Genomic DNA, 21,261 nt, shown 5'->3' with positions numbered 1-21,261 from the left:
GTAGGGCTGGCCTGAGAGGCGTAACAAAGGTCCGGGAAACGGAAAGTCACCTAGGGAAACATTTCGTCACGAACCGCCGTCGGGCCTTGTGGGACCGGCTCGGCTATGCATCCAAAAGAACAGTTCAGGAGCGCGCAGCAACCACCGCGTCGTAGCGTTCCAAGGCGATCTCCGCGAGGACCGGAGAGGGCAGCAGCGGCGCCGTCACGATGTCGGCTCCGGCCTTGGACAGTTGGTCGTGGAAGTAGCCCGTGGCCAGCAGATACGACGACACCACCACCCGGCCGCCGTCGTCGGTGAGTTCGGCGCGTAAGGCCGCGACGCCGTCGGGCACGTTCGGCTCGGCACTCGCGCCATAGGCGACGCGCACCTTGTTGGGCAGCAGCTCGGCGAGCTGGCGCGCCTGCTCTTCCGAATCGACGGAACCGTCCGGCAGCGACGAGCCCGCGGCGGCGAGCAGCACGCCGTCGTCGTCGCCCAGGCCCGAGTCGCGCAACCGTGCGGCGAGCAGCTCCGCGAGCCGCGGATCCGGCCCCAGCGGCGGCGCCGCGGACACCTCGGGTCGGGACTTGATCGCCTTGGGGATGTCCACCTTGACGTGGTAGCCGGTGCTGAGCAGCAAGGGAACGACGACGGCGGGCGTGCCTTCCGGGAGGCCGGCCACCACGCCGCCCAACTCGGGCTCCTGGACGTCGACGTAGGCCTCGACGACGGTCAGGCCGGGGCGCAAAGCCTCGATTTCGGCCAAGACCTGGCGGATAGCGGCTTGCCCTTCGACGTTCCGGGTTCCGTGGGCGCACGCGATCAAGACGGGGCTGTTCATGCGTGCAAGCGTAACGTTGGGCGAGCATGATCGCCCGTCTGTGAACGAAGAACGGAGCTGCATTTGTTCACTTTTGACCTTGCGCTGGTATGGCTGGATCTGGCCGGCGTCTTCTTTTTCGCCGTGTCCGGATCCTTGCTCGCGGCCAAGAAGCAGTTCGACATCATCGGCTCGCTCCTCTTGGCTTCGCTGGTCGGTCTGGGCGGCGGTGTCATCCGAGACATCGTCATCAACGCCGGCCCGCCCGCGGCGTTCACCAACCCGGTGTACCTGCTACCACCCTTGTTGGCCGCGGTGCTGGTGTACTTCCTGTTTTCGAGCATCCAGCGCTTCACGTCCCTCTTGACACTGTTCGACGCCGGCGGGCTGGCCTTGTTCTGCATCACCGGGACGCTCAAGGCACTGGCCGCCGGGATGAATCCGGTGGCTGCAATCTTGTTGGGAGTCACCACGGCTGTGGGTGGCGGCTTGCTCCGCGACATCACGGCCAACGAAATTCCCACCCTCTTCAACGCCCGGGACCTCTACGCCCTGCCGGCCCTAACGGGAGCCGCCCTGACGGCCTTGCTCTGGAACATCGGCGCCTTCAACGGGGTTACAGCCGGGGTCATTGCCGCCTGGGTTTTCGCCTTCCGGGTGGTGGCTTGGCGGCGCGGTTGGCGGGTGCCCCTCGCGGTCCGGGGATGGCACCGCGCCGGGGTGTCCTCGGGCGCCGATTCACGTGGCCGCGATTAGCTAGGATGGGAGCATGACTGACATGTTCCTCGAGAAGTTCCGCGCGCTTGTACCGAAGTATCTCGAGGACGAATGGCAGGAAGAAGACGGGCTGTCCGCGGCTGAGCTGGACGAGGCCCTATCCGCCCACTCGTTCACCATTCCCATGGTCCTGCGGGAGTTCTACCTCGCGATCGGTGGCTGCGAGGATCTCATGGAGGCGTACCACTACTTCTGGGACCCCGAAGAGCTCGAAGTGGACGACGAAGGTTTCCTCATGTTCCTGGAGGACGAGGAAGAGCAGTTCACCTGGGGCTTCCGCGTAGGCGACCTCGGCGTCCCCGATCCCATCGTGTGGCGCCGCAACAACGCCCGCGGCCAGTGGAAATCCGAAGAAGGCACGTTCTCCGAGTTCGTGTTCGACATGTTCGACTGGGCTTTCAGCGACGAAGACTAGGGTTTTTTGGGGGGGCTTTAGTGGGCGCCGCGCCTTCCTGACCCTGTTTGAATTTCGAAGAGCCGCGACACGCCTGGATCAGGGTGTGTCGCGGCTTTTTTCGTGCCAAAGAGGGTCGGACGGCGCGCGCTTTGGTGGAGTCTGCTGCTGGATTACGACGGCGGCACCCACCCGGGCGCGTATCTTGCGGGGGCGAAGCGGCCGACTTCCCGGTGCCGCAACACGGTCAAGACCTCGTTGACCATCTCTTCAGGACGGTGGACCACGTCCTTGTAGAAGTAGTGCAACGACAAGAGCCCACCCTTCACACTGGCGTTGTCCCGGTACCGGTCCTTCTTGACCTGCCGCGGCTCCAGATGCGTATGGCCGTCGAGTTCCACTACAAGGCACTCGTTGATCAAGCAGTCCACCTCCCCCACCCCCGCCAGTTCCACATGCATCCGGACCCGGAGGCCCGCCCGGACAAAGTGCGTGTGTGCGAGCACTTCCAGCAAGGAATCAGCCCTGGGCAGCACAAGATCCAGCGCAGCCCTCGCTGCTCCGTTGCGGTTGCCTTGCAGTTTCGTCTTAAGGAAGTCTGTGGTGATCAACCCGCGGCTAACTGCGGACTGGACAATTACCAAGGATTCCAGTTCGGGTCGGCATCTCAGGGCGTGGATAAGGACATCAGCCAGGCCGGCCACAGGAAGGTACGGATGCCCCGGGTGCCTACATCGGGCATGGTCCACCACACCGTCCCGGACTAGGCCGCTACCGCAGCTGAGATGGATGGCCTCGGGTCTCCGGGAACTCCCCAGTCCTTGGACGCCTCCTGGCTCCTGCAGCTGCCACAAATTGTAGAAACGAACAGCCGAAACGCAGGTCAAGACGCCATTCGCCGCTAACGCAGCAACGATGCCTGGATCCGCGCCCTCAATCGTGTAGATCCCGCGGCGCAACAGGTTGAGCGTTCCGTTGCGGAGCCCTTGGGCCAACGCCGACTTGGGAAAGCCCGCTCGAAGCAGTTGCGCAGTCCGGGCCGCACCGCCCCGCCTCTGGAGGAATTGCACTATATCCATGTGGCCACTCCAGCAGCATCGCTCAGGCGACAGTAGCTCCGGGTTCCCCTATGTGGACAACTTTGCTGGCCCTTCCTGACCTTCTTTGGGTCCATAAACTGCCGGACACACCCCTTCTCAGGCGTGTCGGGGCCATTTTGAATTCAAAGAAGGTCAGGACGGCGCGCAGAATTCCCCGAAAACTCCGGAAAACCCTTTGACCGGGAAAGTTGCACCCGTGACAAAGTTGTCATATGCTGTAACCGGATTCACTAAATTCCTCCGGTGGGTCTGATGCGAACGGAGATTATGGTCCCGGTTCGTTGCAGCGCGTGACTCGTAGCGTTGCAAGGAACCGGGGCCATTGCATTTAAGCCCGGCCTTCGCGCGCCCCACCCAACTAGCTCGCAGTTGTTGTCGTTATGACGGGTCAAAACGACAACAACTGCGAGTCAGTTGGGTCTGCGGGTGGCGGTGGGGATCAGTTGGGTCTGCGGGGCCGCCAAACTTAGCTGGCGCGCTCCACCACGGCGTGGGCGAAGTTCGTCAGCGACTCCTTGACCACGCCTTCGGGCAACGGCTTCAAGGCCTCGATGGCTTCCGCGGACCACTGGCGCGCAATGACCCAGGATTCGGCGGTGACGGGATGCTCGCGCAGCCCGGCGACTGCCAGGGCCAACGCCTCATCGGACGACAGGTCGCCGTCCACCAGTTTCAAGAGTTCGACGGCGGACTGGTCACCGTTGTCGGCGGCCCTGCGGAGCAGGAGGACGGGCAGCGTGGGAACGCCTTCGCGGAGGTCTGTCCCCGGGGACTTGCCGGACTTGACCTTGACACCAGTGACGTCGATGACGTCGTCGGCCAATTGGAACGCCACGCCCACCTTCTCGCCATACTCCACGAGCACGTCTTCGAAGGCTTCGTCGGCGCCGGCGAAGATGGCACCGAGCTGGCCCGAGGCCGCAACCAGGGAACCGGTCTTGTCGGCGATGACGGACAGGTAGTGCTCCACCGCGTCTTCGCCTTCGCGCGGGCCCACGGTTTCGTGCAGCTGGCCGAGGCACAGGCGTTCGAAGGTGCGGGCCTGGATTCCCAGGGCACGCGAACCGAGTTCGGACACCAGGATCGAGGCGCGGGCGAAGATCAGGTCACCGGTGAGGATGGCCACCGAGTTGCCCCAGACTTCGTGTGCGGTGGGGGCACCGCGGCGGTAGGGCGCGGAGTCCATAACGTCGTCGTGATAGAGGGTTGCGAGGTGGGTCAGTTCAACCACGACGGCGGCCTGGACCACTTCGGGACGGGATGCGTCGCCGAGGTGGGCACACAGGAGGGTCAGCAGCGGGCGGATGCGCTTGCCGCCGGCTTCCACCAGGTGACGCGACGTTGCGTCAGCCAGGGGGTCCGAGTTGGCAATAGCTTCGCGGAGCTTCTTTTCCACTCGGGCAAGGTTCGTGGTGATGGCAGGACCCAGCTCCACGTCCTTGGCGATAGCTGCGAAACCGGCGGGAAGCTGCAGGCCGGTGGCGATCGCGGTGGTGGTGGGAGCGGGTTCGACAGTGTCCGGCAGGCCGTGCCCGGCGTGCGTCCAACTGTGTTCGGCAGAGTGAGTCACGGGTTAACCCTAACTTTTCGCGGTGGAAAGCGTTGATTCGGTGCCGGCACGGGTGGAAGCGGCGGGGGACGTGGTGTTGGATGTAGCCGGGACCAGCATCTCGAGGACGCGGATCACGCGGTCTTCGAAACCCTTGGCGGACGCATCCGTGAGGTTGGCGAGCATCCTCACCACAAAGCGCATGAGCACCGGAACGGGCATGCCGGTCCGTAGCGCGAGTTTCATGACGACGGGCTTGCCGATCAGCGTGGCAAACATCCGGCCGAGGGTGAAGTGCGAACCCCACTGGTCCCGCACGTAGTCCGCGTAGCGCGAAAGGTGAGCGTCGCCGTCGTCGGCTGTCCATCCGGCTGAACGCGAACGCGATGATGCGTCGATAATGAACTCGGCCGCAAAGCGGGCCGACTCCATGGCATAGGAAATGCCCTCGCCGTTGAACGGTGAAACCATGCCGCCGGCGTCGCCCAGGAGCATGAGGCCGGGCGCGTAGTGCGGGGTGCGGTTGAAGCCCATCGGCAGGGCAGCACCGCGGATCTCCCCCACCTGGTTTTCGGGCGTGAAGCCCCACTCGGACGGCATGCCGGCGGTCCATTCGCGCAGGACCTGCTTGTAGTCGAGCTTGCCGAATTCCTTGGAGGAGTTCAGGATTCCGAGGCCCACGTTCGACGTGCCGTCCCCGACGCCGAATACCCATCCGTAACCGGGCAGCGGCTTGCCGGACTTGCCAAGAGAGCCGGCGCGGGTACCGCGCCGAGCTTGCGAGGCGTGGGAAGCCGGCGAATGGAGCTCCAGCCAGCCTTCCATCCAATCGTCGTCGTGCCGGGGCGACGTGAAGTAGGTTCGGACGGCGACGCCGAGCGGGCGGTCATCGCGTTTGTGCATGCCGAGGGAAACGGCCGTGCGGGTCGAGTTGCCGTCCGCCGCGAGTACGACGTCGGCATGAAAGTCACGCGTTTCGCCCGTCTTGCGTCCGGACTCGTCGAGCAGCGCGGCGCGCGCGCCGATCACCCGCCCGGCGTCGTCGCGCAGGGCCTCGGTGACGCTGTGGCGTTCAAGCACGACGGCGCCTGCCGACTGGGCGTGCCGGGCCAGCTCCTCGTCGAATCCTAGGCGTGTGCGGATAAGTCCGTATGTGGGGAAATCGGCGACCTCGGGCCACGGCAATTCAATGGTGCGGCCTCCGGCGATGAGCCTGAGCCCCTTGTTTCGGCGCCACCCCTCGTCTTCGGCGTGCGGGAGGCCAAGCTTCTGGATTTCGCGGACCGCGCGGGGAGTGAGGCCGTCGCCGCAGACCTTCTCACGCGGGAAGGCGGTCTTTTCCAGCACTGTCACGGAAATGCCCGCCTGGGCAAGGTAGTACGCGGCGGTGGACCCGGCTGGCCCTGCGCCGACTATCAGTACGTTCACAGCGTCCTTGTTAATAGGCCGGTTAGCGGGACTGATCGCCGGCTTGGCGGCGCGGCTTGATCTGCCGACGCAGCTTGGCCACGGGAACGCTTTCCCGGTGTTCGGCACCGGGCTTCTGTGCGCGGTGCACCGCCACGATGCCGCCGCTCAAGTTGCGGTAGTTGACGTCGGTCCAGCCGGCTTCCTGCAGCCACGCGGCAAGGTGGTCCTGGTCCGGCCAGGCGCGGATGGACTCGGCGAGGTACACGTAGGCGTCCGGGTTGGAGGAGACCTTGGTGGCGATGGCGGGCAGTGCGCGCATGAGGTACTCGGTGTACATGGTCCGCCAGAGGGGGACCACGGGGGCCGAGAATTCCGCGATGACCAGGCGTCCGCCCGGCTTGGTGACGCGGAACATCTCCGCGAGGGCCTTGTGTGGTTCGTTGACGTTGCGGAGGCCGAAGGAAATGGTGCACGCGTCGAAGGAGTTGTCCGCGAACGGCAGCTTGGTGGCGTCCCCGGCAACGAAGTTGATGTCCGGGCGGCGGCGTTTGCCGACCTTCAGCATCCCCAGCGAGAAGTCGCAGGCCACGACGTCCACTCCGGCGTCTGCGTACGGTTCGCTGGACGTGCCGGTACCGGCAGCCAGATCCAGGACTTTTTGGCCTACCCGAACATCCATCGCATCCACGACGACGCGGCGCCAACGCCGGGTCTGCCCCATAGACAGGACATCGTTGACGACGTCGTATTTGGGGGCGACATCGTCAAACATCGTCGCAACTTCGTCCGGACGCTTTTCCAAGGATGCTCGGTTCACCCTGCAATTGTCTCAGACAAATTTGGGAAGAACTTTCGGGGCGCTCCGGTCCGGCCCGGGTTCGCGCTCCGGGTTCCCGTTCCGGCCAGCGCGGCTACCGTTGCCCGCGGGAGTAATGTAGTTCCATCATGACGAGTACGCTCCGCACCTTGACAGTCCCCCTCGATGTTGATTCATCCTCCGGGGGGCTGCCGTCGTTTCTGGTCCGGGACGACGTCCTGTGCTGGTCCCGCCGAGAGAACGGACTGGTGGGCTTCGGCGAACTCGCGCGCTTCACCGCTTCCGGGCCCGATCGCTTTCTCGAGGCCGACATTTGGTGGCGCCACCTCGTCATCGAGGCCGACGTCACGGATCCCTTGGAGATCCCCGGCACCGGCCCTGTTGCATTTGGCTCCTTTGCCTTCTCCAAGACGTCCGATTTTGAATCCCGCTTGATCCTTCCGGAAATCGTTGTCGGGATCCGGGATGGGCAGTCCTGGCTCACCCAGTTGACGCTCGACGACGTCGAACTCACCGAGGCCGGCGCCCTCGCCGCCCTCGCGGGCTGGCTTAGCGGCGAGTCAGGGGAACGCGAGTCAGCAGCCGGTGAGCTTACGGCGGCAGGAGGCTCCGGCGTCGGGCACCCAACTAACTCGCAGTTGTTGTCGTTTAGAGGGCCCATAACGACAACAACTGCGAGCCAGTTGGGGGACGGGAAGGTCACGCTGGAGAGCGGCTCGCTGAGCGAAACCGCGTGGAAGCAGGCCGTGGCCGACGGCGTCGCGGAAATCCGGACCGGAAAGCTCGAGAAGCTGGTCCTGGCGCGCGACGTCGTAGCGACGCTGCCCGACGGCGTCAACGCCGCCAAAGTGCTGCAGCAGCTGGCCAGCCGTTACCGCGAATGCTGGACCTACGGCGTCGACGGCTTGGTGGGCGCGACGCCGGAAATGCTCATCCAGGTGGAGGGCCGCACAGCACAGGCGCGGGTCCTGGCCGGGACGCTGGACCGTCGCGACGCCGAGGGCGTGGACGGCTCCCCCTTGGAATACGCCGAACGCGTGCTGGCCGGCTCGGAGAAACAACGGCACGAGCACGAGATCGCCATCCAATCGCTGACCACCCAGCTCGCGCCCTTCTCCGAGGCCATGAACGCCCACAGCGAACCGTTCATCCTCGAACTGCCCAATGTGTGGCACCTGGCATCGGACGTGAAGGCCGAGCTCGCCGATATAGAGGGACATGTCCCCACGTGTTTGGCCCTGATCAACGCCCTCCACCCCACGGCCGCTGTGTGTGGCACACCTACTTTGGTTGCCGGGGAACTGATCCGGGAGCTTGAGCACATGGATCGGGGGCCATACGCCGGACCGGTCGGGTGGCTCGACGCCGCGGGGAACGGTGAGTGGGGCATCGCACTGCGCGGCGCGATCATCGAGAGTCCTACGACGGTGCGCCTCTACGCGGGCTGCGGGATCGTGGAAGGCTCCGTTCCCGACGCCGAACTGGCCGAGACCTGGGCAAAATTCCGGCCGATGCTCGAGTCGCTGGGGATCAGCAACTAAGCCCCAAACCCACAGATTCCGATCGAAACCTACCCTCCCAACTGTCTGGGGTGCGAGACAATAGCCACGTTGGGGGTCTTGATTTTTTACTTGGTAGGTTATCCAATAGTAAAACTTAGTTTTCTGTGACGCACATCTCATGTTCGGCGCTACACTATGAACCGATTAGTTTCGCATCCACTGCAACAAAAGGTAAGAAAATGCAGAAATTCCGTTCGCTTCCGGTCAGTTCGACGCTCAAGGCTGCAACCATCATCGCAATCGGCGCCTTGGCACTGACTGCCTGCACCAACGCCTCAGAGGCGGGCCCGTCGAGTGCCGCCTCGCCTTCTGGCAGTGCCAATGCAAGCTTTGACCCCAGCACCATCACCAAGGACGACACCCTCGCTGCAATGGTCCCCGCGGCCATCAAGTCCAAGGGCACGCTGACCGTCGGCTCGGACACGACGTACGCTCCTGCGGAATTCCTCGGAACCGACGGCCAGACCCCGGTCGGTTACGACGTCGACATCGCCAAGGCGATCGGTGCAACCCTTGGCCTGAAGGTCCAGGTGCAGACCGCCGAATTCACGGGCATCCTTCCCGCCCTCGGCCCCAAGTACGATCTGGGCATCTCGTCGTTCACCATCAACCCCGAGCGTCTCGGCGCCGTTAATATGGTCAGCTACTTCAACGCCGGTACCGCTTGGGCCGTGCAGAAGGGCAACCCGAAGAAGTTCTCCCTGGATGACGTCTGCGGCAAGTCCATCGGCGTGCAGACCGGCACCGTCCAGGAAGACCCGGACCTCTCCGGCCGCAACAAGAAGTGCGCAGCTGACGGCAAGCAGCCGATCAACATCGTGACTCTGAAGAACCAGACCGACGTCACCACCCGGCTCGTCAATGGCAGCATCGACGCCATGGCAGCCGACTCCCCCATCATCGGTTACGCCCTGACCCAGACCAACGGCCAGCTTGAGAGGCTCGGCGACGTTTACGACGCCGCTCCCCAGGGCATCGCCGTTGCCAAGTCGGACACTGCCCTCGCCGATGTCATCCAGAAGACGCTGACCAAGCTCATGTCTGACGGTTCCTACAAGAAGATCCTCACCGGCTGGGGCAACGCCGAAGGCGCCATCACCAAGTCCGAGGTCAACCCGGCGGTCAAGTCTTGAGTATTCCCGCCACCGATAACAAATCAGGTGCACAGATGGATCATCATCAACCAGGCCACGCAGCGCCCGTGCTGAACGATGCGGTGCCGGTCAGGCACCCCGGCCGCTGGATCAGCGCCATCGTCATCGTTGGCGTACTAGCGCTGATGGTGCAGAGCGTGATCACTAACCACAACTTCCGTTGGGACGTTGTGGGCACCTACATCCTGGACGTAAAGGTGGTCCAGGGTGTTGGCTGGACGTTGCTCCTGACTGTCGCTTCGATGGCCATTGCGATTGTCCTGGCCATCCTGCTTGCCGTGATGCGCCAGTCGGACAACCCGGTTCTTCGCTACACAAGCTGGGTCTGGGTGTGGTTCTTCCGCGGCACCCCGGTCTACACCCAGTTGGTCTTCTGGGGCCTGATCGCCGTCCTCTATCCAAAGATCAGCGCCGGAGTGCCATTCGGCCCGGAATTGTTCAGCGTGGACACGAGCACAGTCATTACGGCTCTTGTTGCGGCGATCCTAGGCCTGGGCCTCAACGAATCGGCCTACTTGGCCGAGATCTTCCGCGCCGGCCTGAAGTCCGTGGACAAGGGCCAGACGGAAGCCGCCGAAGCCCTGGGCATGGGCAAGGGCAAGATCATGTGGCGGATCATCCTGCCGCAGGCCATGCGCATCATCGTCCCGCCCACCGGCAATGAAACCATCGGCATGCTGAAGACCACCTCCCTGGTTTTGGCAGTCCCGTTCACCTTGGACCTGACCTTCGCGACCAACGCCTTGGCCAACAGGATCTACCTTCCCGTGCCGCTACTGATCGTCGCAGCCATCTGGTACCTGGTCATTACCAGTCTTCTCATGGTCGGCCAGCATTACATCGAGGCGTACTACGGCAAGGGCGTGGACACCAACCTCGCGCCGGCGGTCATCAACCCCGCAGCCGCCAAGGCTGCCGCAGCCGTGGCACCGAGTGCAGAAGCAGAGCCGTCCTTGAAGATGGACTTCCCGGAGGATGAGGCAAAATGACGATCACCACCCAGAAACCGCTGGTGCGGATCGAAGGCCTCCACAAGTACTTCGGCCCCCACCATGTGCTTCGCGGCATCGACCTGACGGTCAACCAAGGCGAGGTGTCCGTTGTCATCGGGCCGTCAGGTTCGGGCAAGTCCACGATGCTCCGCTGCGTGAACCTGCTGGAAACCATTAGCGCCGGCCGCATTTCCGTGGGCGACCAACTGATCGGCTACCGCGAAGTCAAAGGCCGCCTCCACGACCTGAAGGTCAAGGAAATCGCCGCGCAACGCCGGGAAATCGGCATGGTATTCCAACGCTTCAACCTGTTCCCGCACAAGACCGCCCTGTACAACGTCATGGAAGCGCCCGTGCAGGTCAAGGGCAAATCCAAGAGCGACGCCAAGAAGGCCGCCCTCGAATTGTTGGACCGGGTGGGCCTGGCCGACCGCGCCAACCACTACCCGGCTCAGCTTTCCGGCGGCCAGCAGCAACGTGTCGCGATCGCCCGGGCCCTGGCCATGGAACCGGAGCTGATGCTCTTCGACGAGCCGACTTCCGCACTTGACCCCGAACTCGTAGGCGATGTGCTCAACGTGATGAAGGACCTGGCCAAGTCCGGCATGACCATGATCGTGGTGACCCACGAGATCGGCTTTGCCCGCGAAGTCGGCGACCGCCTGACCTTCATGGACGGAGGTGTGGTTGTGGAATCCGGTGACCCCCGCGAAATCATCGCCAACCCGCAGCACGCCCGCACGAAGGAATTCCTCAGCCGGGTGCTGTAGTTCCTGCGCTGCCTGCGACGCGGAAATGCCCTGACGCGGCTGGAAATCCAGCCGCGTCAGGGCATTTGCGCGTCGCCAGCCAGATTGCGCGTCGCCGGCCAGTTTGCGCGTCGCCAGCCAACACCTACGCCCCGAGCAGCACCTGGGACACTGCCGCGGCCACTGCAACCTTGATGCGCGCGTGCAGCGGACGCAAGTCGGAACGGTCCGTGCGTACCTCGACAATGCTGCGCCCCTTCAAAGGCGAGGCAAGCACGGTGGCGAGCTCCGCCGTCGTACGCACCAAAGTGTGCCCGACGCCGTATGCCGCGGCCAGCGCTGAAATGTCCACGCTGTGCGGGGTGCCGAAGAGGCGCTCGACGGCGGTGCCGTAGCCGCCGTCGTCCTCCACCTTGCCGTGCTCAAGGAGGCCGAAGATGCCACCGCCGGCGTCGTTGAGGACCACGATGCGCAAGTCCGGTCCGGGTTCGCCGGCTCCGAGGAACAGGCCGCCGGCGTCGTGCAGGAAGGTGACGTCGCCCAGGAGGAGGGTGGTTTCGCGGCCCGCGCCGAGGGCGATTCCTGTGGCCGTTGAGATGGTGCCGTCAATGCCGGCGAGGCCGCGGTTCGCGAATACTGTGACGAGGGGCTCGGGGCCTGGCTGTCCGGCGAGGTCTACGTCGCGGATGCCGTTGGAGGAGCCCAGGACCAGCTGCCCTCGCGCATGTTTCCAGACGGCGGCTCCCACTGCGGGTCCGTTGGCTGCGCGTTCTGCCTCGAGGACGCCGTCGAGCGCGTGTTGGGCCGCGGCACCGGCCAGCAGCCAGGCGTCGAGCCACTCATCGGATCCTCTGCCAGCGAAACCGGCCAGTTCAACCAGGGAATCAAAGCGCTCCTCGCGACGCCGGCCGTGCTCGTACCAGGCCACCGGAACGGGCTCGTACATGGCGGCGGGGAGGTCGTTGCGGGCCAGCAGGGCGGCGACGGGCCGTGAAAGAGTCGGCCGTCCGAAAACCACCACCCGCTCGATCGGCAGCGCAGACCCAGGCCCGAAGTTGTCCAGCATGAGGCGATACGGCCCGACGGCGTTGGGACCGAAACGCGCGTTGGAGGAGGGCTCGGCCAGCAGCGGAAGCCCGTGGGCGCGGGCGAACGCCTCGGCGACCGGACCGGCGTCGTGCCCCGCCAAAACCACCGTCCGCCGTTGCGTCAGTCCGGCAGAAGCGGGGGGCATGCTCAGTGGTTGGGGGCCCGAGTCGTAGTGGAAAACGCCGTGGCCCTTGGTGGCGGGCAGAGCCTCACCGGGTTCGGGAACCAGCGGCTCCCGGAACGCGAGGTTGAGCTGCACCGGCCCGGGAGGCGTGTCCTCGAGGGCGCCGGTTGCCGCATAAATGGCGGTCTCGACGGCCCGCTTCGGGTTGCTGCCAGCGGCGATGTCGACGGCGAAGCGAACGTGTTCGCCGAAGAGGTCCAGTTGGATGGTGGTTTGGTTCGCGCCGGTCCCGTGTAGTTCGGCCGGGCGGTCGGCCGAAAGGACTACGAGCGGCACGGCGGCGTGGTTGGCCTCCATGACCGCAGGCAAAAGATTCCCGACGGCGGTGCCCGAGGTGGTCAGGACAGCCGCCGGGGCGCCCGTCGACAACGCCAAGCCGAGGGCCGTGAAACCGGCAGAGCGTTCGTCGATCCGGACCAGGAGCCGGACGTTCCCGGCCGCTTCGGCCTCGGCCAGCGCGTACGCCATGGGTGCCGAGCGCGAACCGGGAGAGACCACCACGTGCCGCACACCGCCGTCGAGCAGCGCCTTAACAGCGATCCGGGCAGCGGCGAGGGAGCTCAGGGAGCCTTGCGAAGTCACCGCACCAGTCTATTAGCGGCGCCTCCCTCCAAACGCTCGCTCACCTATGGGGCCAAAATCCCAAACGCTCGCTCACCCATGCAGGCATAGGTGAGCGAGCGTTCCCCGAAAGACCCACATACGTGAGCGAGCGTCAGGCAGGGCGGCGGGGAGGCAGGGAGCAGCCTTAGCCGTCCTTGCGGAACACCTGCACGATCGACGGTCGCGGGGCGCGGACCTGGCCGGCGGCCGGGGTGGCTCCGGCGCCCACGTAATCCGGGAAGAAGGAGTGCGGGGCGTCGAACGTCCCTTCCTCGCCCGGGTGCTGCACGGCAACGAATACTGTCCGCTCGTCGTCGTGCACGATCGGTCCGCACGTCTCGGCGTCGCGCGGCACGGCGAGGAACTGCTCAACCTTGCCGCGGTCGCTGCCGTCCAGCGTGACCTTGAAGAGGCCGTCCGCATACCCGATCGACGACGGCGCGCCATCCGTGGCGATCCACATGTTGCCTGCGGAGTCGAAGGCCACGTTGTCTGGGCAGGAAATGGGCGAGACCTTGTCGGCCGGGAAGCCGGAGAAGTAGGTGGAGGAGTTCTTGGCCGGGTCTCCACAAACCATCAGGAGCGTCCAGTTGAAGCGCGTGGACGCCTGGTCGCCGGTTTCTGTGATTTCCACGATGTGGCCGTCCCGGTTGAGGGTGCGCGGGTTGACCTCGGTGGCGCCTTCCTTGCCGGGCTTGCCGCGGTCCGAGTTGTTGGTGCAGACCACGTAGACCTTGCTGGTTGCCAGGTTCGGCTCGACGTCTTCGCAGCGGTCCATCTTCGTGGGGCCAACCTTGTCCGCGGCGATGCGGGTGTAGACCAAGACCTCGGGGACGGACATGCCCGGAACTGCGGAGGCGCCGTCGACCACCAAAGGAAGCCACTCGCCGGAACCGTCGAACGCGCCGTCGGAGGGAAGCGCACCGTTGCCGGTGATCTCCGACGCCGGTGAGTCACCCGTGAACTTGGCCACGTAGAGGTCGCCTTCGGAGAGAAGGTTCATGTTGTTCCGGCGGGCCGCGGCCGAGTCGCCGGGCATGTACTTGCCCTTGGAGACGAACTTGTAGAGGTAGTCGAAGCGCTCGTCGTCGCCCATATAGGCCACCACACGGCCGGAGGCGGCAACAATCACGTTGGCGCCCTCGTGCTTGAAGCGGCCCATCGCGGAGTGCTTCTTAGGTGTGGAGGAGGGGTCGAACGGATCGACTTCCACGATCCAGCCGAAGCGGTTGGTTTCGTTGGCGTAACCGGCGTTGTTGGTGTTGAAACGCGGCTCATCCAGTTCCCATTTGCGGGCCGTGGGCTTGTTCGAGAGGCCGTAGCGCTTGTCGCCCGCCGAGGTGCCGGGAGCCACGAAGTAGCCGTTGAAGTTTTCCTCGCCGGAGAGGATGGTTCCCCACGGGGTGGTCCCGCCCGAGCAGTTTCCCAAGGTGCCCTTGATCTTCCGGCCTGAGGGGTCGTCGATGGTCTTGACCAAGTCCGTGCCAGCGGCGGGGCCGGTGAGCTCATAGGTGGTGTCGGTCAGGAAGCGGCGGTTGAGCGGCGCACCCTTGACGTAGTTCCACGGCTTGTTCTTGTTCTTGCGCTCGAGTTCAACAACCGTGAGCCCGTGCGCGGCCCGCCCGATCGCACGCGCCTCCGCGGCCGCCAAATCTGCCGGGAACATGATGTTCTCGTTGGTGTACTCGTGGTTGGTGAAGAGCACGGCACGGCGGTCCTTGGAATCCGGGATGGGCAGGATGTCCGTGTAGTCGTTGTTGTAGCCGAACTGGCGGGCCTGCGCCGCTGCGGTCTGGCTGTTCAGCTCGAAGGCCGGCGAGTCGGCAAAGAGCGGATCGCCCCAACGGATGATCGGCTGCCACGCGAAACCATCCGGCACCGTGAAGGCATCAACGGTGTAGTCGACCGGCTTGATCGGCGCGAACTTGAGCTTGGCCTTGTCGAAGCCCGTCTTTGCGGCCTCGGACAGGCCAACACCGCCGGCTTCGGGAAGGTTGCCAGACAGGCTTCCACCGAGTACGACGGCGAGCGCACCCACGGCGCCGAAGCCCAGGGCGGCGCGGCGGGACACGGCTGCGGAAGCGATGTCGCGGAAGTAGGCGTTGGAGCTCGTGTTGCACACCTCGCCCGAGCAGGCGTTGTCGCACTTCAGGGCGCACGTGACGGGACTGCGCTTGCCCTTCGTATGGCCGAGCATGGGGAGCAAGTCAAACTTGCGCTTGGTTGATTCAGACATGGGAATACCTCCGGGGATTGAGTGATTTCCCCACCCTTACAGCGCTAACGGAATCCGAGAGGACGCTCCGGTAAAGTTCCGGTGAATTCCCAGACTTTTCCCAGCAATCTATGCATCAAGGAGTGCGTGCACCCTGCGGAGCCGGTCCAGCCACCAATCGCGACGCTCGGCGGGAGCCGCATACCGCTCCAGCAGCCCCTCATCGGCGACGGCATCGCGGACGCGGATGGCGCCGTCGTCGGGCACTAACGGATCCTTCGTGATGTCCGAGGCGAACAGCCGCACCGTCCCCAGCCCGCACGCGAACGGCAGCTCCGGCAGCGCGGCGGCGAGCGCGAGCCCCGCGCGGATCCCCACCGAGGTGTCCAGCGCCGAGCTCACGACGGCGGGAAGCCCGGCTTGCGCCACGATGTCCAGCGCGCGCCGCACTCCCCCAAGCGGCGCGACCTTGACCACGATCAGGTCAGCCGCGCCAGCCCGGGCCACTTTGAGGGGGTCTTCCTCCTTGCGCACGGATTCGTCGGCGGCGATGAGCACGGGCGTTCCCTGCTGCGCGAGCAGCCGGCGGACTTCCGCGAGGCCCTCGATGTGCGGCACGGGCTGCTCGGCGTATTCGAGCCCGACGGCGGAGAGCCGCCCGAGTGCCTCGACCGCCTGCGGCACGTCCCAGCCCGCGTTCGCATCCACACGGATCGCGGCATCCGGCAGGGCGTCCCTGACTGCGGCGACGCGCGCGACGTCGTCGGCCAGTTCCTGACCGCGCTCGGCGACCTTGACCTTGACGGCGTCCACGCGGCCGAAGCGTTCCAGGACCTCGGGCACCCGGGCGGCAGGCACGGCGGGGACGGTCGCGTTGACGGGAATAGTGTCCCTTAGCTGCGGCGGAAAACCCTGCCATGCGGCTTCGACGGCGGCGGCGAGCCAGCGGGAAGCCTCGGCGTCGCCGTACTCAGGGAACGGACAAAACTCGCCCCACCCGGCCGGTCCTCGGAACAGGAGGGTCTCGCGCTCGGTGATGCCCCGGAACTTGACCCGCATCGGCAGGCTGACCACTTTCGCGGTGGCAAGGAGCTCGTCGAGGGTGGGGAATGGAGGCATGGTTTCACTGTAGCGTGGGGCGCGGTTAGGCCGGGGTGCCCGGCGACGGGGTCGGGTCAGCTGGCGCCGTGGCCGGCCCGGTGGGCTGCTTTGCGCCGGGAGCGCCCGGCAATTGATCGCCGGCATGGTCAACGATCGCGTTGACATAGCTGCTGAGCTCCTGGATGACAGCATCGGTGGGCTGCGCGTCCGGCAGCGGGTGGACCCCCGTGACGAACAGGCTTCCGCTCATGGTGACCATGCGCAGCACATGGATCGGCGCTCCGGAGCCCGTGATGCTGGTGACGTAGGTGAACGACTTCGACCCGTGAAGGTCCATACTCAACCGTTTCAGGGACGAGTGCACCTGTTGGTTCCCCGAACTGATAGTCACCTCGGGGCAATATCCAAGAGCCCGACCGATGCTGTACATGCCCTGCCAGAAATAGCCGGAATCGTCGGACGAAGCCATGATGACGGACATGTTCTCCTGGGGCCCCAGCACCGCGGCCGCCGTCGGGATTCTGTAGTCGACCAGTTCTCCTGCTTTCAGGAGGTCCCGGCATCCAGCGGGATCGGTGGTCATGTCGGCGGGCCCGACTGCCATCGAATCCTGCAAGTCCTGAATCGCTGCCTCACCAATGGGTGTTGACATCACGCCGTCGGGAGCACGGAGGCTGCCGAGCAACGCCTGCAGCTCCTGCGACGAACGGACCCGCGTTTGGATACCACTGCTTGCGGTGGGTGTTGCGGATGGCTTGGTCGCAGGGGCGGAGGGCGTCCCTCCATGGGCCAACGGTCTGGCGGCAGTCACATCGAACACGCAGGCGTTGAGACTCAACGCCATTGCCGCCGCCAGCACGATCGTAGCCATTCGGCGCGAAGAAAAAATCGGACCCACCCCCATAGATCAGAACACCGGTTCTGCCCGGCACGCCCAACGATACCTCTTTGCGTTCAGGTCGAAGGGCGTATATCTGAGCGAGCGTTCAGGTCGAAGGGCGTATATCTGAGCGAGCGTTCGGCTGACACGCACAGGGCCCCACCGACGCTCGCTCACCTTTGGGGTGTTTTCCAGCGACGCTCGCTCACATGATGTGAGCGAGGGTCCGGGCTTTTGGCCCCATAGGTGAGCGAGCGTCGGGCTGGAGGCTGGGGAACGCGGGGAACGGGGACCGGAACCGGCCCTCACACGCGTTAGGTAGAATGCAGCAAGAAACGGAACCACAGCCGGAGGAGCCCGCATGCAGCGCAAGGCCACAGCACTCGACGTCGCCAAACGGGCGGGCGTCTCGCGGAGTGCGGTGTCGCTGGTGCTCAACGGCCGTGGCGACGGCAACGTGGCCAAGGAAAGCCAGGACCGTATCCGGCGGGCCGCAGCCGACCTCAACTACTCCCCCAACCCCATCGCGCTGAGCCTGCGAAACCAACGAACGCGCGTGATCGGCATCGTGTCGGACGAGGTGGTGGTGAGCCCGTTCGACGGCAACATCATCGGTGGCGCCGACGACGTCGCCCGCGCCCACGGATTTGTCACCGTGGTGATGGACACCGAGCGCGACGCCTCCCGTGACGAGAGCGCCGTCGAGACCCTGTTGGACCGGCAAGTGGACGGGCTGATGTATGTCACGGTCGGCTTGAAGCCGCTCGACGTGCCCCAGGGCATGTTGCGGATCCCCTCCGTGCTCGCCAATTGCTACGACAGCAGCCCCGCCCCACGGCTGCACCACGTGATCCCGGACGAGGTTTCGGGCGGCCGGGAAGCCACCGAGCACCTCTTGCAGCTGGGCCATCGCGATATCGCATTCCTCGCGGGCGCCGCCACCTCCCCGGCTGTGCCCCTGCGCATCGCGGGGCATCGGGAGGCAATGGCCAAGGCCGCCATCCCCGTTCGCGAAGACCGCGTATTCATGGCCGGTTGGGACATCAACGACGGTTTCCATGGCGCTATGGGGCTGCTCTCCGCCACCGAGCGGCCGACGGCGATTGTGTGCGCCAACGATCGGCTCGCCATCGGCGTCGCCCTGGCTGCGGCTCGGCTGGGCCTTTCCGTACCGCGCGACCTCTCGATCATGGGTTACGACGACGAGTCCCGCATCGCGGCCACCATGGTCCCCGCGCTCACCACCATGGCGCTTCCGCTGCGGGAAATGGGCGCGGCCGCGATGAGCATGTTGCTGGGGCAGATTGAGGACCCGGCACAGCGTCCGACAGCGGGCGGCAGCGGCCATCTGGAAACCATGGTTCCCTGCCGTTTGGTGGTCCGTGAGTCCACCGGGCCTGTACCCACTCTCTAGATCCGACTACTTTTGGCCGGGCCGTCGTCCGGGAACCCGCGGAAATACGGGGATCCCGGACTGCAGCACCGGCCAAAAGTGGTCAAATGTGGGGAAACTACGACGGCGGCCTGCCGCCTATTCCGGCAGCTTCAGTTCCCAGACGTCTGCGGCCGCACCTTCGGGAAGCTCAAGGATCCATGCTTCCCCGGCCGCAGGGTAGGCGCGGAGTGTCGTGGCGACGGAACCTGTCCGATACACCTCCACCAAGGAAGCATCCACGAAGATGCGGAGTTCCTCGCCCTCGGACAACGGCCCTGCAAACACAACTTGCCGTTCCGCGCCGGAGGCCAGGACCAGCCGAACCTCACCGGCTCCAGCAACAGTCCCAGCCGTCACAACTGCCTCGGCAAACGGCGGCAAGTCAACGGCCCCGGAAGCCCCGGCCGCGAGGACAGGACCCCGGTACGCGTCCACCTCAGGCGCAGGAGCAACCACCAATGCACCATCCTCAACCGAGAGGAAGCGCGGGTGGGTTAACACGCCTGCCCAGCCTGCGGCGTCGATCTCGTCTTGCGAACGGCCTCGCCGGCCATCACGGCCCGGGCCTTCGTTGGCCCATCCCCACAACAGGGCGCGCGGCTCCGGCGTCGCACCAGACGACGGCGTCGCCACAGACGTCGACCGCGCCCCTGACGACGGCGCAGTATCCAGCTGAACGATCTGCGGAGCGTAGAAGTCCCGGCCAAGGTCGGACCTGCCCCCGGAACGCGGGACGAACACCGGCAGCCCGGTCGACGGGTCCTCAACAAGCGAGCCGATCAGGTGGCCCACTCCGTTGGCGTGCTCATGGTCGTCACCGGAGAGCCAAAGGGAAAACATCATGACCCAGGTGTCAGTCCCGTCGGAAGGAACCTCGTCGGAAGGCACGCTGTCGGAAGGAACCTGAACCAGTTGCGGGCACTCCCAGATCTCGGCCGGAGTATGCGCAGCTGCCACAGGGTTCTCGGTGGTCAGCCAAATACCTTGGTACTTCCAGTCGGACATCTCCTCCACCGTGTACAGCAGCAGGGCAGCATGTCCATTGGCCAGCCCGGCGCCCTGCATGGCGTAGCGCTTGCCGTTGAAGTGGAAGATGAAGGGGTCGCGCACGGCCGTGACCAAGCCGTCGTCGGGCATGGAAGCGGCGATATGGCCATCCTGTTCCCAGCTCACCAGGTCCGTTGAGCCCCGGGAAATCACCACTTGCGAGTGCCCACCGTCGCCCCGCACGCCCGAGTACGCAGCGGTGGGGACACCGCCGTCGTCGGTCACCACACCGGTCCAGCAGCCGAACTCGTCCGGCCCGCCGTCCTGCGGGCGCAGCGCGACCGGGTGCTCATCCCAGTGGACCAGGTCCGGGGAGCTGACGTGGCCCCACTGGATCCGGTGGTGCCGGGCCGATTCCGGGTTGAACTGGAAGAACACGTGGTAGCGGCCGTTGATGTAGCTGATGCCGTTGGGGTCGTTGATCCAGCCTTGCGCCGGCCGGGGGTGGAAGCGTGGGAAAGCCGGGTCCGGGTGGGTGGCCGCCGCGGCGAGTGCAGGGGCGGTGGATATGAGGTCCGTCATCGAAGTCCTTTCAGGAAGTAGAGGCTATTTGCCGGTGCCGGCGGTGAGTCCGTCACGCAAGGCGCGCTGGCCGAACATGAACACCACCAGGGCGGGAATCATGGAGAGGATCACGCCTGCCAACACCACGGAGATGCTGCCCGTGCCCAGGTTGCCCTGTAGCGACACCAGGCCCAGCGGGAGGGTGAAGTTCTGCTCGGAGATGGTCAGGATGAGCGGGCGGAAGAACTCGTTCCAGTGGTAGTTGAATGCCAGGATGCCGACGATCGCCATGCCCGGCATCGCCAGCGGCGCATACACGGAACGGAACGTGCGCCACGGCGAGGCGCCGTCGATCGCGGCGGCCTCGCCCAAATCATTTGGCAGCCCCAGGAAGTACTGGCGCATCAGGAAGGTGCCGAACGCCGTCGGGATCGCCGGAAGGATCAGCGCGAGGAGCGTGTCGGACAAACCGATACCGCGGATCAGCATGAAGACCGGAACGATCGTCACCTGCGCCGGGACCATCATGGTGGCCAGCACAATCGAGAACAGCGCCCCGCGGCCCCGGAACTTGAGGTTCGCGAACGCGTAGCCGGCCAGCGCCGCCGTGAACATCTGCCCGACGGCGATCAGTCCCGTGACGAGGGCGCTGTTGAGGACCAGAAGCATGATGTTGAGCTGCTTGAAGACCTGGTCGTACGACGAGAAATCGGGGTTGAGCGGAAGGAACGACGGCGGCAGCTGGAACGATTCCGCCGGTGGCCGCAGCGAGGTGGACAGGGTCCACAGCACCGGGCCGAGGATGAAGACGGACGCGATCAGGAGCAGCACGATTCGTCCGGCCATGCTCCAGTTCCGCTTCTTGCGGGGCGCGGGCCGCTGGGGAGCCAAGCGATC

18 protein-coding genes are annotated in these 21,261 nt (G+C 65.3%); 7 read left to right on the top strand and 11 right to left on the bottom strand.

What is annotated here, in order from left to right; genetic code table 11:
- Nucleotides 1-124: 124 nt before the first annotated feature.
- A complete protein-coding gene (locus tag AC1DJW_RS19640; RefSeq protein WP_476902279.1) occupies nucleotides 125-823 on the bottom strand; it encodes a sirohydrochlorin chelatase in 699 nt (232 codons plus the stop codon).
- A gap of 63 nt (nucleotides 824-886) precedes the next feature.
- On the opposite strand from AC1DJW_RS19640, the gene AC1DJW_RS19635 reads away from it, so the two are divergent.
- Both AC1DJW_RS19635 and AC1DJW_RS19630 read left to right on the top strand, forming a co-directional pair.
- Entirely contained in the window at nucleotides 887-1,558 is a 672-nt protein-coding gene (locus tag AC1DJW_RS19635; protein ID WP_284755359.1) for a trimeric intracellular cation channel family protein, read from the top strand.
- 13 nt (nucleotides 1,559-1,571) lie between these two features.
- A complete protein-coding gene (locus AC1DJW_RS19630; protein WP_284755357.1) occupies nucleotides 1,572-1,994 on the top strand; it encodes a hypothetical protein in 423 nt (140 codons plus the stop codon).
- Nucleotides 1,995-2,146: 152 nt separating this feature from the next.
- Here the strand turns inward: AC1DJW_RS19630 and AC1DJW_RS19625 are convergent, their stop codons facing one another.
- The 4 genes from AC1DJW_RS19625 to AC1DJW_RS19610 form a co-directional block, all read right to left on the bottom strand.
- Nucleotides 2,147-3,052, bottom strand: a complete 906-nt coding sequence (locus tag AC1DJW_RS19625; protein ID WP_476902275.1) for a hypothetical protein — start codon at nucleotides 3,050-3,052, stop codon at nucleotides 2,147-2,149.
- A gap of 487 nt (nucleotides 3,053-3,539) precedes the next feature.
- Nucleotides 3,540-4,643, bottom strand: coding sequence for a polyprenyl synthetase family protein (locus tag AC1DJW_RS19620; RefSeq protein ID WP_284755354.1), 1,104 nt, complete (start codon nucleotides 4,641-4,643; stop codon nucleotides 3,540-3,542).
- A 9-nt stretch (nucleotides 4,644-4,652) separates the two neighbouring features.
- Entirely contained in the window at nucleotides 4,653-6,050 is a 1,398-nt protein-coding gene (locus tag AC1DJW_RS19615) for a geranylgeranyl reductase family protein (protein ID WP_476902274.1), read from the bottom strand.
- A gap of 22 nt (nucleotides 6,051-6,072) precedes the next feature.
- Nucleotides 6,073-6,849, bottom strand: a complete 777-nt coding sequence (locus tag AC1DJW_RS19610) for a demethylmenaquinone methyltransferase (RefSeq protein WP_084784263.1) — start codon at nucleotides 6,847-6,849, stop codon at nucleotides 6,073-6,075.
- Between the two features lie 128 nt (nucleotides 6,850-6,977).
- Between AC1DJW_RS19610 and AC1DJW_RS19605 the strand changes: the two genes are divergently transcribed.
- The 4 genes from AC1DJW_RS19605 to AC1DJW_RS19590 all read left to right on the top strand — a co-directional run bounded on the left by AC1DJW_RS19605 (nucleotide 6,978) and on the right by AC1DJW_RS19590 (nucleotide 11,327).
- Complete coding sequence (locus AC1DJW_RS19605) at nucleotides 6,978-8,390, top strand: isochorismate synthase (RefSeq protein WP_476902273.1); 1,413 nt, start codon at nucleotides 6,978-6,980, stop codon at nucleotides 8,388-8,390.
- A 200-nt stretch (nucleotides 8,391-8,590) separates the two neighbouring features.
- The gene (locus AC1DJW_RS19600) at nucleotides 8,591-9,544 is read left to right on the top strand and encodes an ABC transporter substrate-binding protein (RefSeq protein WP_284755349.1); all 954 of its coding nucleotides are present in this window, start codon (nucleotides 8,591-8,593) and stop codon (nucleotides 9,542-9,544) included.
- A 35-nt stretch (nucleotides 9,545-9,579) separates the two neighbouring features.
- Nucleotides 9,580-10,554: an amino acid ABC transporter permease gene (locus tag AC1DJW_RS19595; protein WP_284755347.1), complete on the top strand. Its 975-nt coding sequence runs from the start codon at nucleotides 9,580-9,582 to the stop codon at nucleotides 10,552-10,554.
- The gene (locus AC1DJW_RS19590; protein ID WP_459341415.1) at nucleotides 10,551-11,327 is read left to right on the top strand and encodes an amino acid ABC transporter ATP-binding protein; all 777 of its coding nucleotides are present in this window, start codon (nucleotides 10,551-10,553) and stop codon (nucleotides 11,325-11,327) included. The genes AC1DJW_RS19595 and AC1DJW_RS19590 overlap by 4 nt, the downstream gene beginning before the upstream one ends.
- A 124-nt stretch (nucleotides 11,328-11,451) precedes the next feature.
- Here AC1DJW_RS19590 and menD read toward each other — a convergent pair whose 3' ends face one another.
- The 4 genes from menD to AC1DJW_RS19570 all read right to left on the bottom strand — a co-directional run bounded on the left by menD (nucleotide 11,452) and on the right by AC1DJW_RS19570 (nucleotide 17,369).
- Complete coding sequence (gene menD, locus AC1DJW_RS19585; RefSeq protein WP_476902272.1) at nucleotides 11,452-13,161, bottom strand: 2-succinyl-5-enolpyruvyl-6-hydroxy-3-cyclohexene-1-carboxylic-acid synthase; 1,710 nt, start codon at nucleotides 13,159-13,161, stop codon at nucleotides 11,452-11,454.
- A gap of 166 nt (nucleotides 13,162-13,327) precedes the next feature.
- Nucleotides 13,328-15,418, bottom strand: coding sequence for a PhoX family protein (locus AC1DJW_RS19580; protein ID WP_476902271.1), 2,091 nt, complete (start codon nucleotides 15,416-15,418; stop codon nucleotides 13,328-13,330).
- Between the two features lie 108 nt (nucleotides 15,419-15,526).
- Nucleotides 15,527-16,516: an o-succinylbenzoate synthase gene (locus AC1DJW_RS19575; RefSeq protein WP_459341417.1), complete on the bottom strand. Its 990-nt coding sequence runs from the start codon at nucleotides 16,514-16,516 to the stop codon at nucleotides 15,527-15,529.
- Nucleotides 16,517-16,541: 25 nt separating this feature from the next.
- Nucleotides 16,542-17,369: a hypothetical protein gene (locus tag AC1DJW_RS19570; RefSeq protein WP_476902270.1), complete on the bottom strand. Its 828-nt coding sequence runs from the start codon at nucleotides 17,367-17,369 to the stop codon at nucleotides 16,542-16,544.
- Nucleotides 17,370-17,739: 370 nt separating this feature from the next.
- On the opposite strand from AC1DJW_RS19570, the gene AC1DJW_RS19565 reads away from it, so the two are divergent.
- Nucleotides 17,740-18,792, top strand: a complete 1,053-nt coding sequence (locus AC1DJW_RS19565) for a LacI family DNA-binding transcriptional regulator (protein WP_476902269.1) — start codon at nucleotides 17,740-17,742, stop codon at nucleotides 18,790-18,792.
- A gap of 117 nt (nucleotides 18,793-18,909) precedes the next feature.
- Here the strand turns inward: AC1DJW_RS19565 and AC1DJW_RS19560 are convergent, their stop codons facing one another.
- Both AC1DJW_RS19560 and AC1DJW_RS19555 read right to left on the bottom strand, forming a co-directional pair.
- Complete coding sequence (locus tag AC1DJW_RS19560; RefSeq protein WP_476902268.1) at nucleotides 18,910-20,382, bottom strand: glycoside hydrolase family 32 protein; 1,473 nt, start codon at nucleotides 20,380-20,382, stop codon at nucleotides 18,910-18,912.
- Nucleotides 20,383-20,406: 24 nt separating this feature from the next.
- The gene (locus AC1DJW_RS19555) at nucleotides 20,407-21,210 is read right to left on the bottom strand and encodes a carbohydrate ABC transporter permease (protein WP_284755372.1); all 804 of its coding nucleotides are present in this window, start codon (nucleotides 21,208-21,210) and stop codon (nucleotides 20,407-20,409) included.
- Nucleotides 21,211-21,261: the final 51 nt, after the last annotated feature.

This window comes from Arthrobacter sp. 05L417 (assembly GCF_056397865.1).
This window is presented reverse-complemented; position numbering and strand designations above follow the sequence as displayed.

Coding starts and splice junctions, on each gene's coding strand:
- AC1DJW_RS19640 (WP_476902279.1), bottom strand. CDS start 823: ATGAACAGCCCCGTCTTGATCGCGTGCGCCCACGGAACCCGGAACGTC.
- AC1DJW_RS19630 (WP_284755357.1), top strand. CDS start 1,572: ATGACTGACATGTTCCTCGAGAAGTTCCGCGCGCTTGTACCGAAGTAT.
- AC1DJW_RS19625 (WP_476902275.1), bottom strand. CDS start 3,052: ATGGATATAGTGCAATTCCTCCAGAGGCGGGGCGGTGCGGCCCGGACT.
- AC1DJW_RS19605 (WP_476902273.1), top strand. CDS start 6,978: ATGACGAGTACGCTCCGCACCTTGACAGTCCCCCTCGATGTTGATTCA.
- AC1DJW_RS19600 (WP_284755349.1), top strand. CDS start 8,591: ATGCAGAAATTCCGTTCGCTTCCGGTCAGTTCGACGCTCAAGGCTGCA.
- AC1DJW_RS19595 (WP_284755347.1), top strand. CDS start 9,580: ATGGATCATCATCAACCAGGCCACGCAGCGCCCGTGCTGAACGATGCG.
- AC1DJW_RS19590 (WP_459341415.1), top strand. CDS start 10,551: ATGACGATCACCACCCAGAAACCGCTGGTGCGGATCGAAGGCCTCCAC.
- AC1DJW_RS19580 (WP_476902271.1), bottom strand. CDS start 15,418: ATGTCTGAATCAACCAAGCGCAAGTTTGACTTGCTCCCCATGCTCGGC.
- AC1DJW_RS19575 (WP_459341417.1), bottom strand. CDS start 16,516: ATGCCTCCATTCCCCACCCTCGACGAGCTCCTTGCCACCGCGAAAGTG.
- AC1DJW_RS19570 (WP_476902270.1), bottom strand. CDS start 17,369: ATGGCTACGATCGTGCTGGCGGCGGCAATGGCGTTGAGTCTCAACGCC.
- AC1DJW_RS19565 (WP_476902269.1), top strand. CDS start 17,740: ATGCAGCGCAAGGCCACAGCACTCGACGTCGCCAAACGGGCGGGCGTC.
- AC1DJW_RS19560 (WP_476902268.1), bottom strand. CDS start 20,382: ATGACGGACCTCATATCCACCGCCCCTGCACTCGCCGCGGCGGCCACC.
- AC1DJW_RS19555 (WP_284755372.1), bottom strand. CDS start 21,210: ATGGCCGGACGAATCGTGCTGCTCCTGATCGCGTCCGTCTTCATCCTC.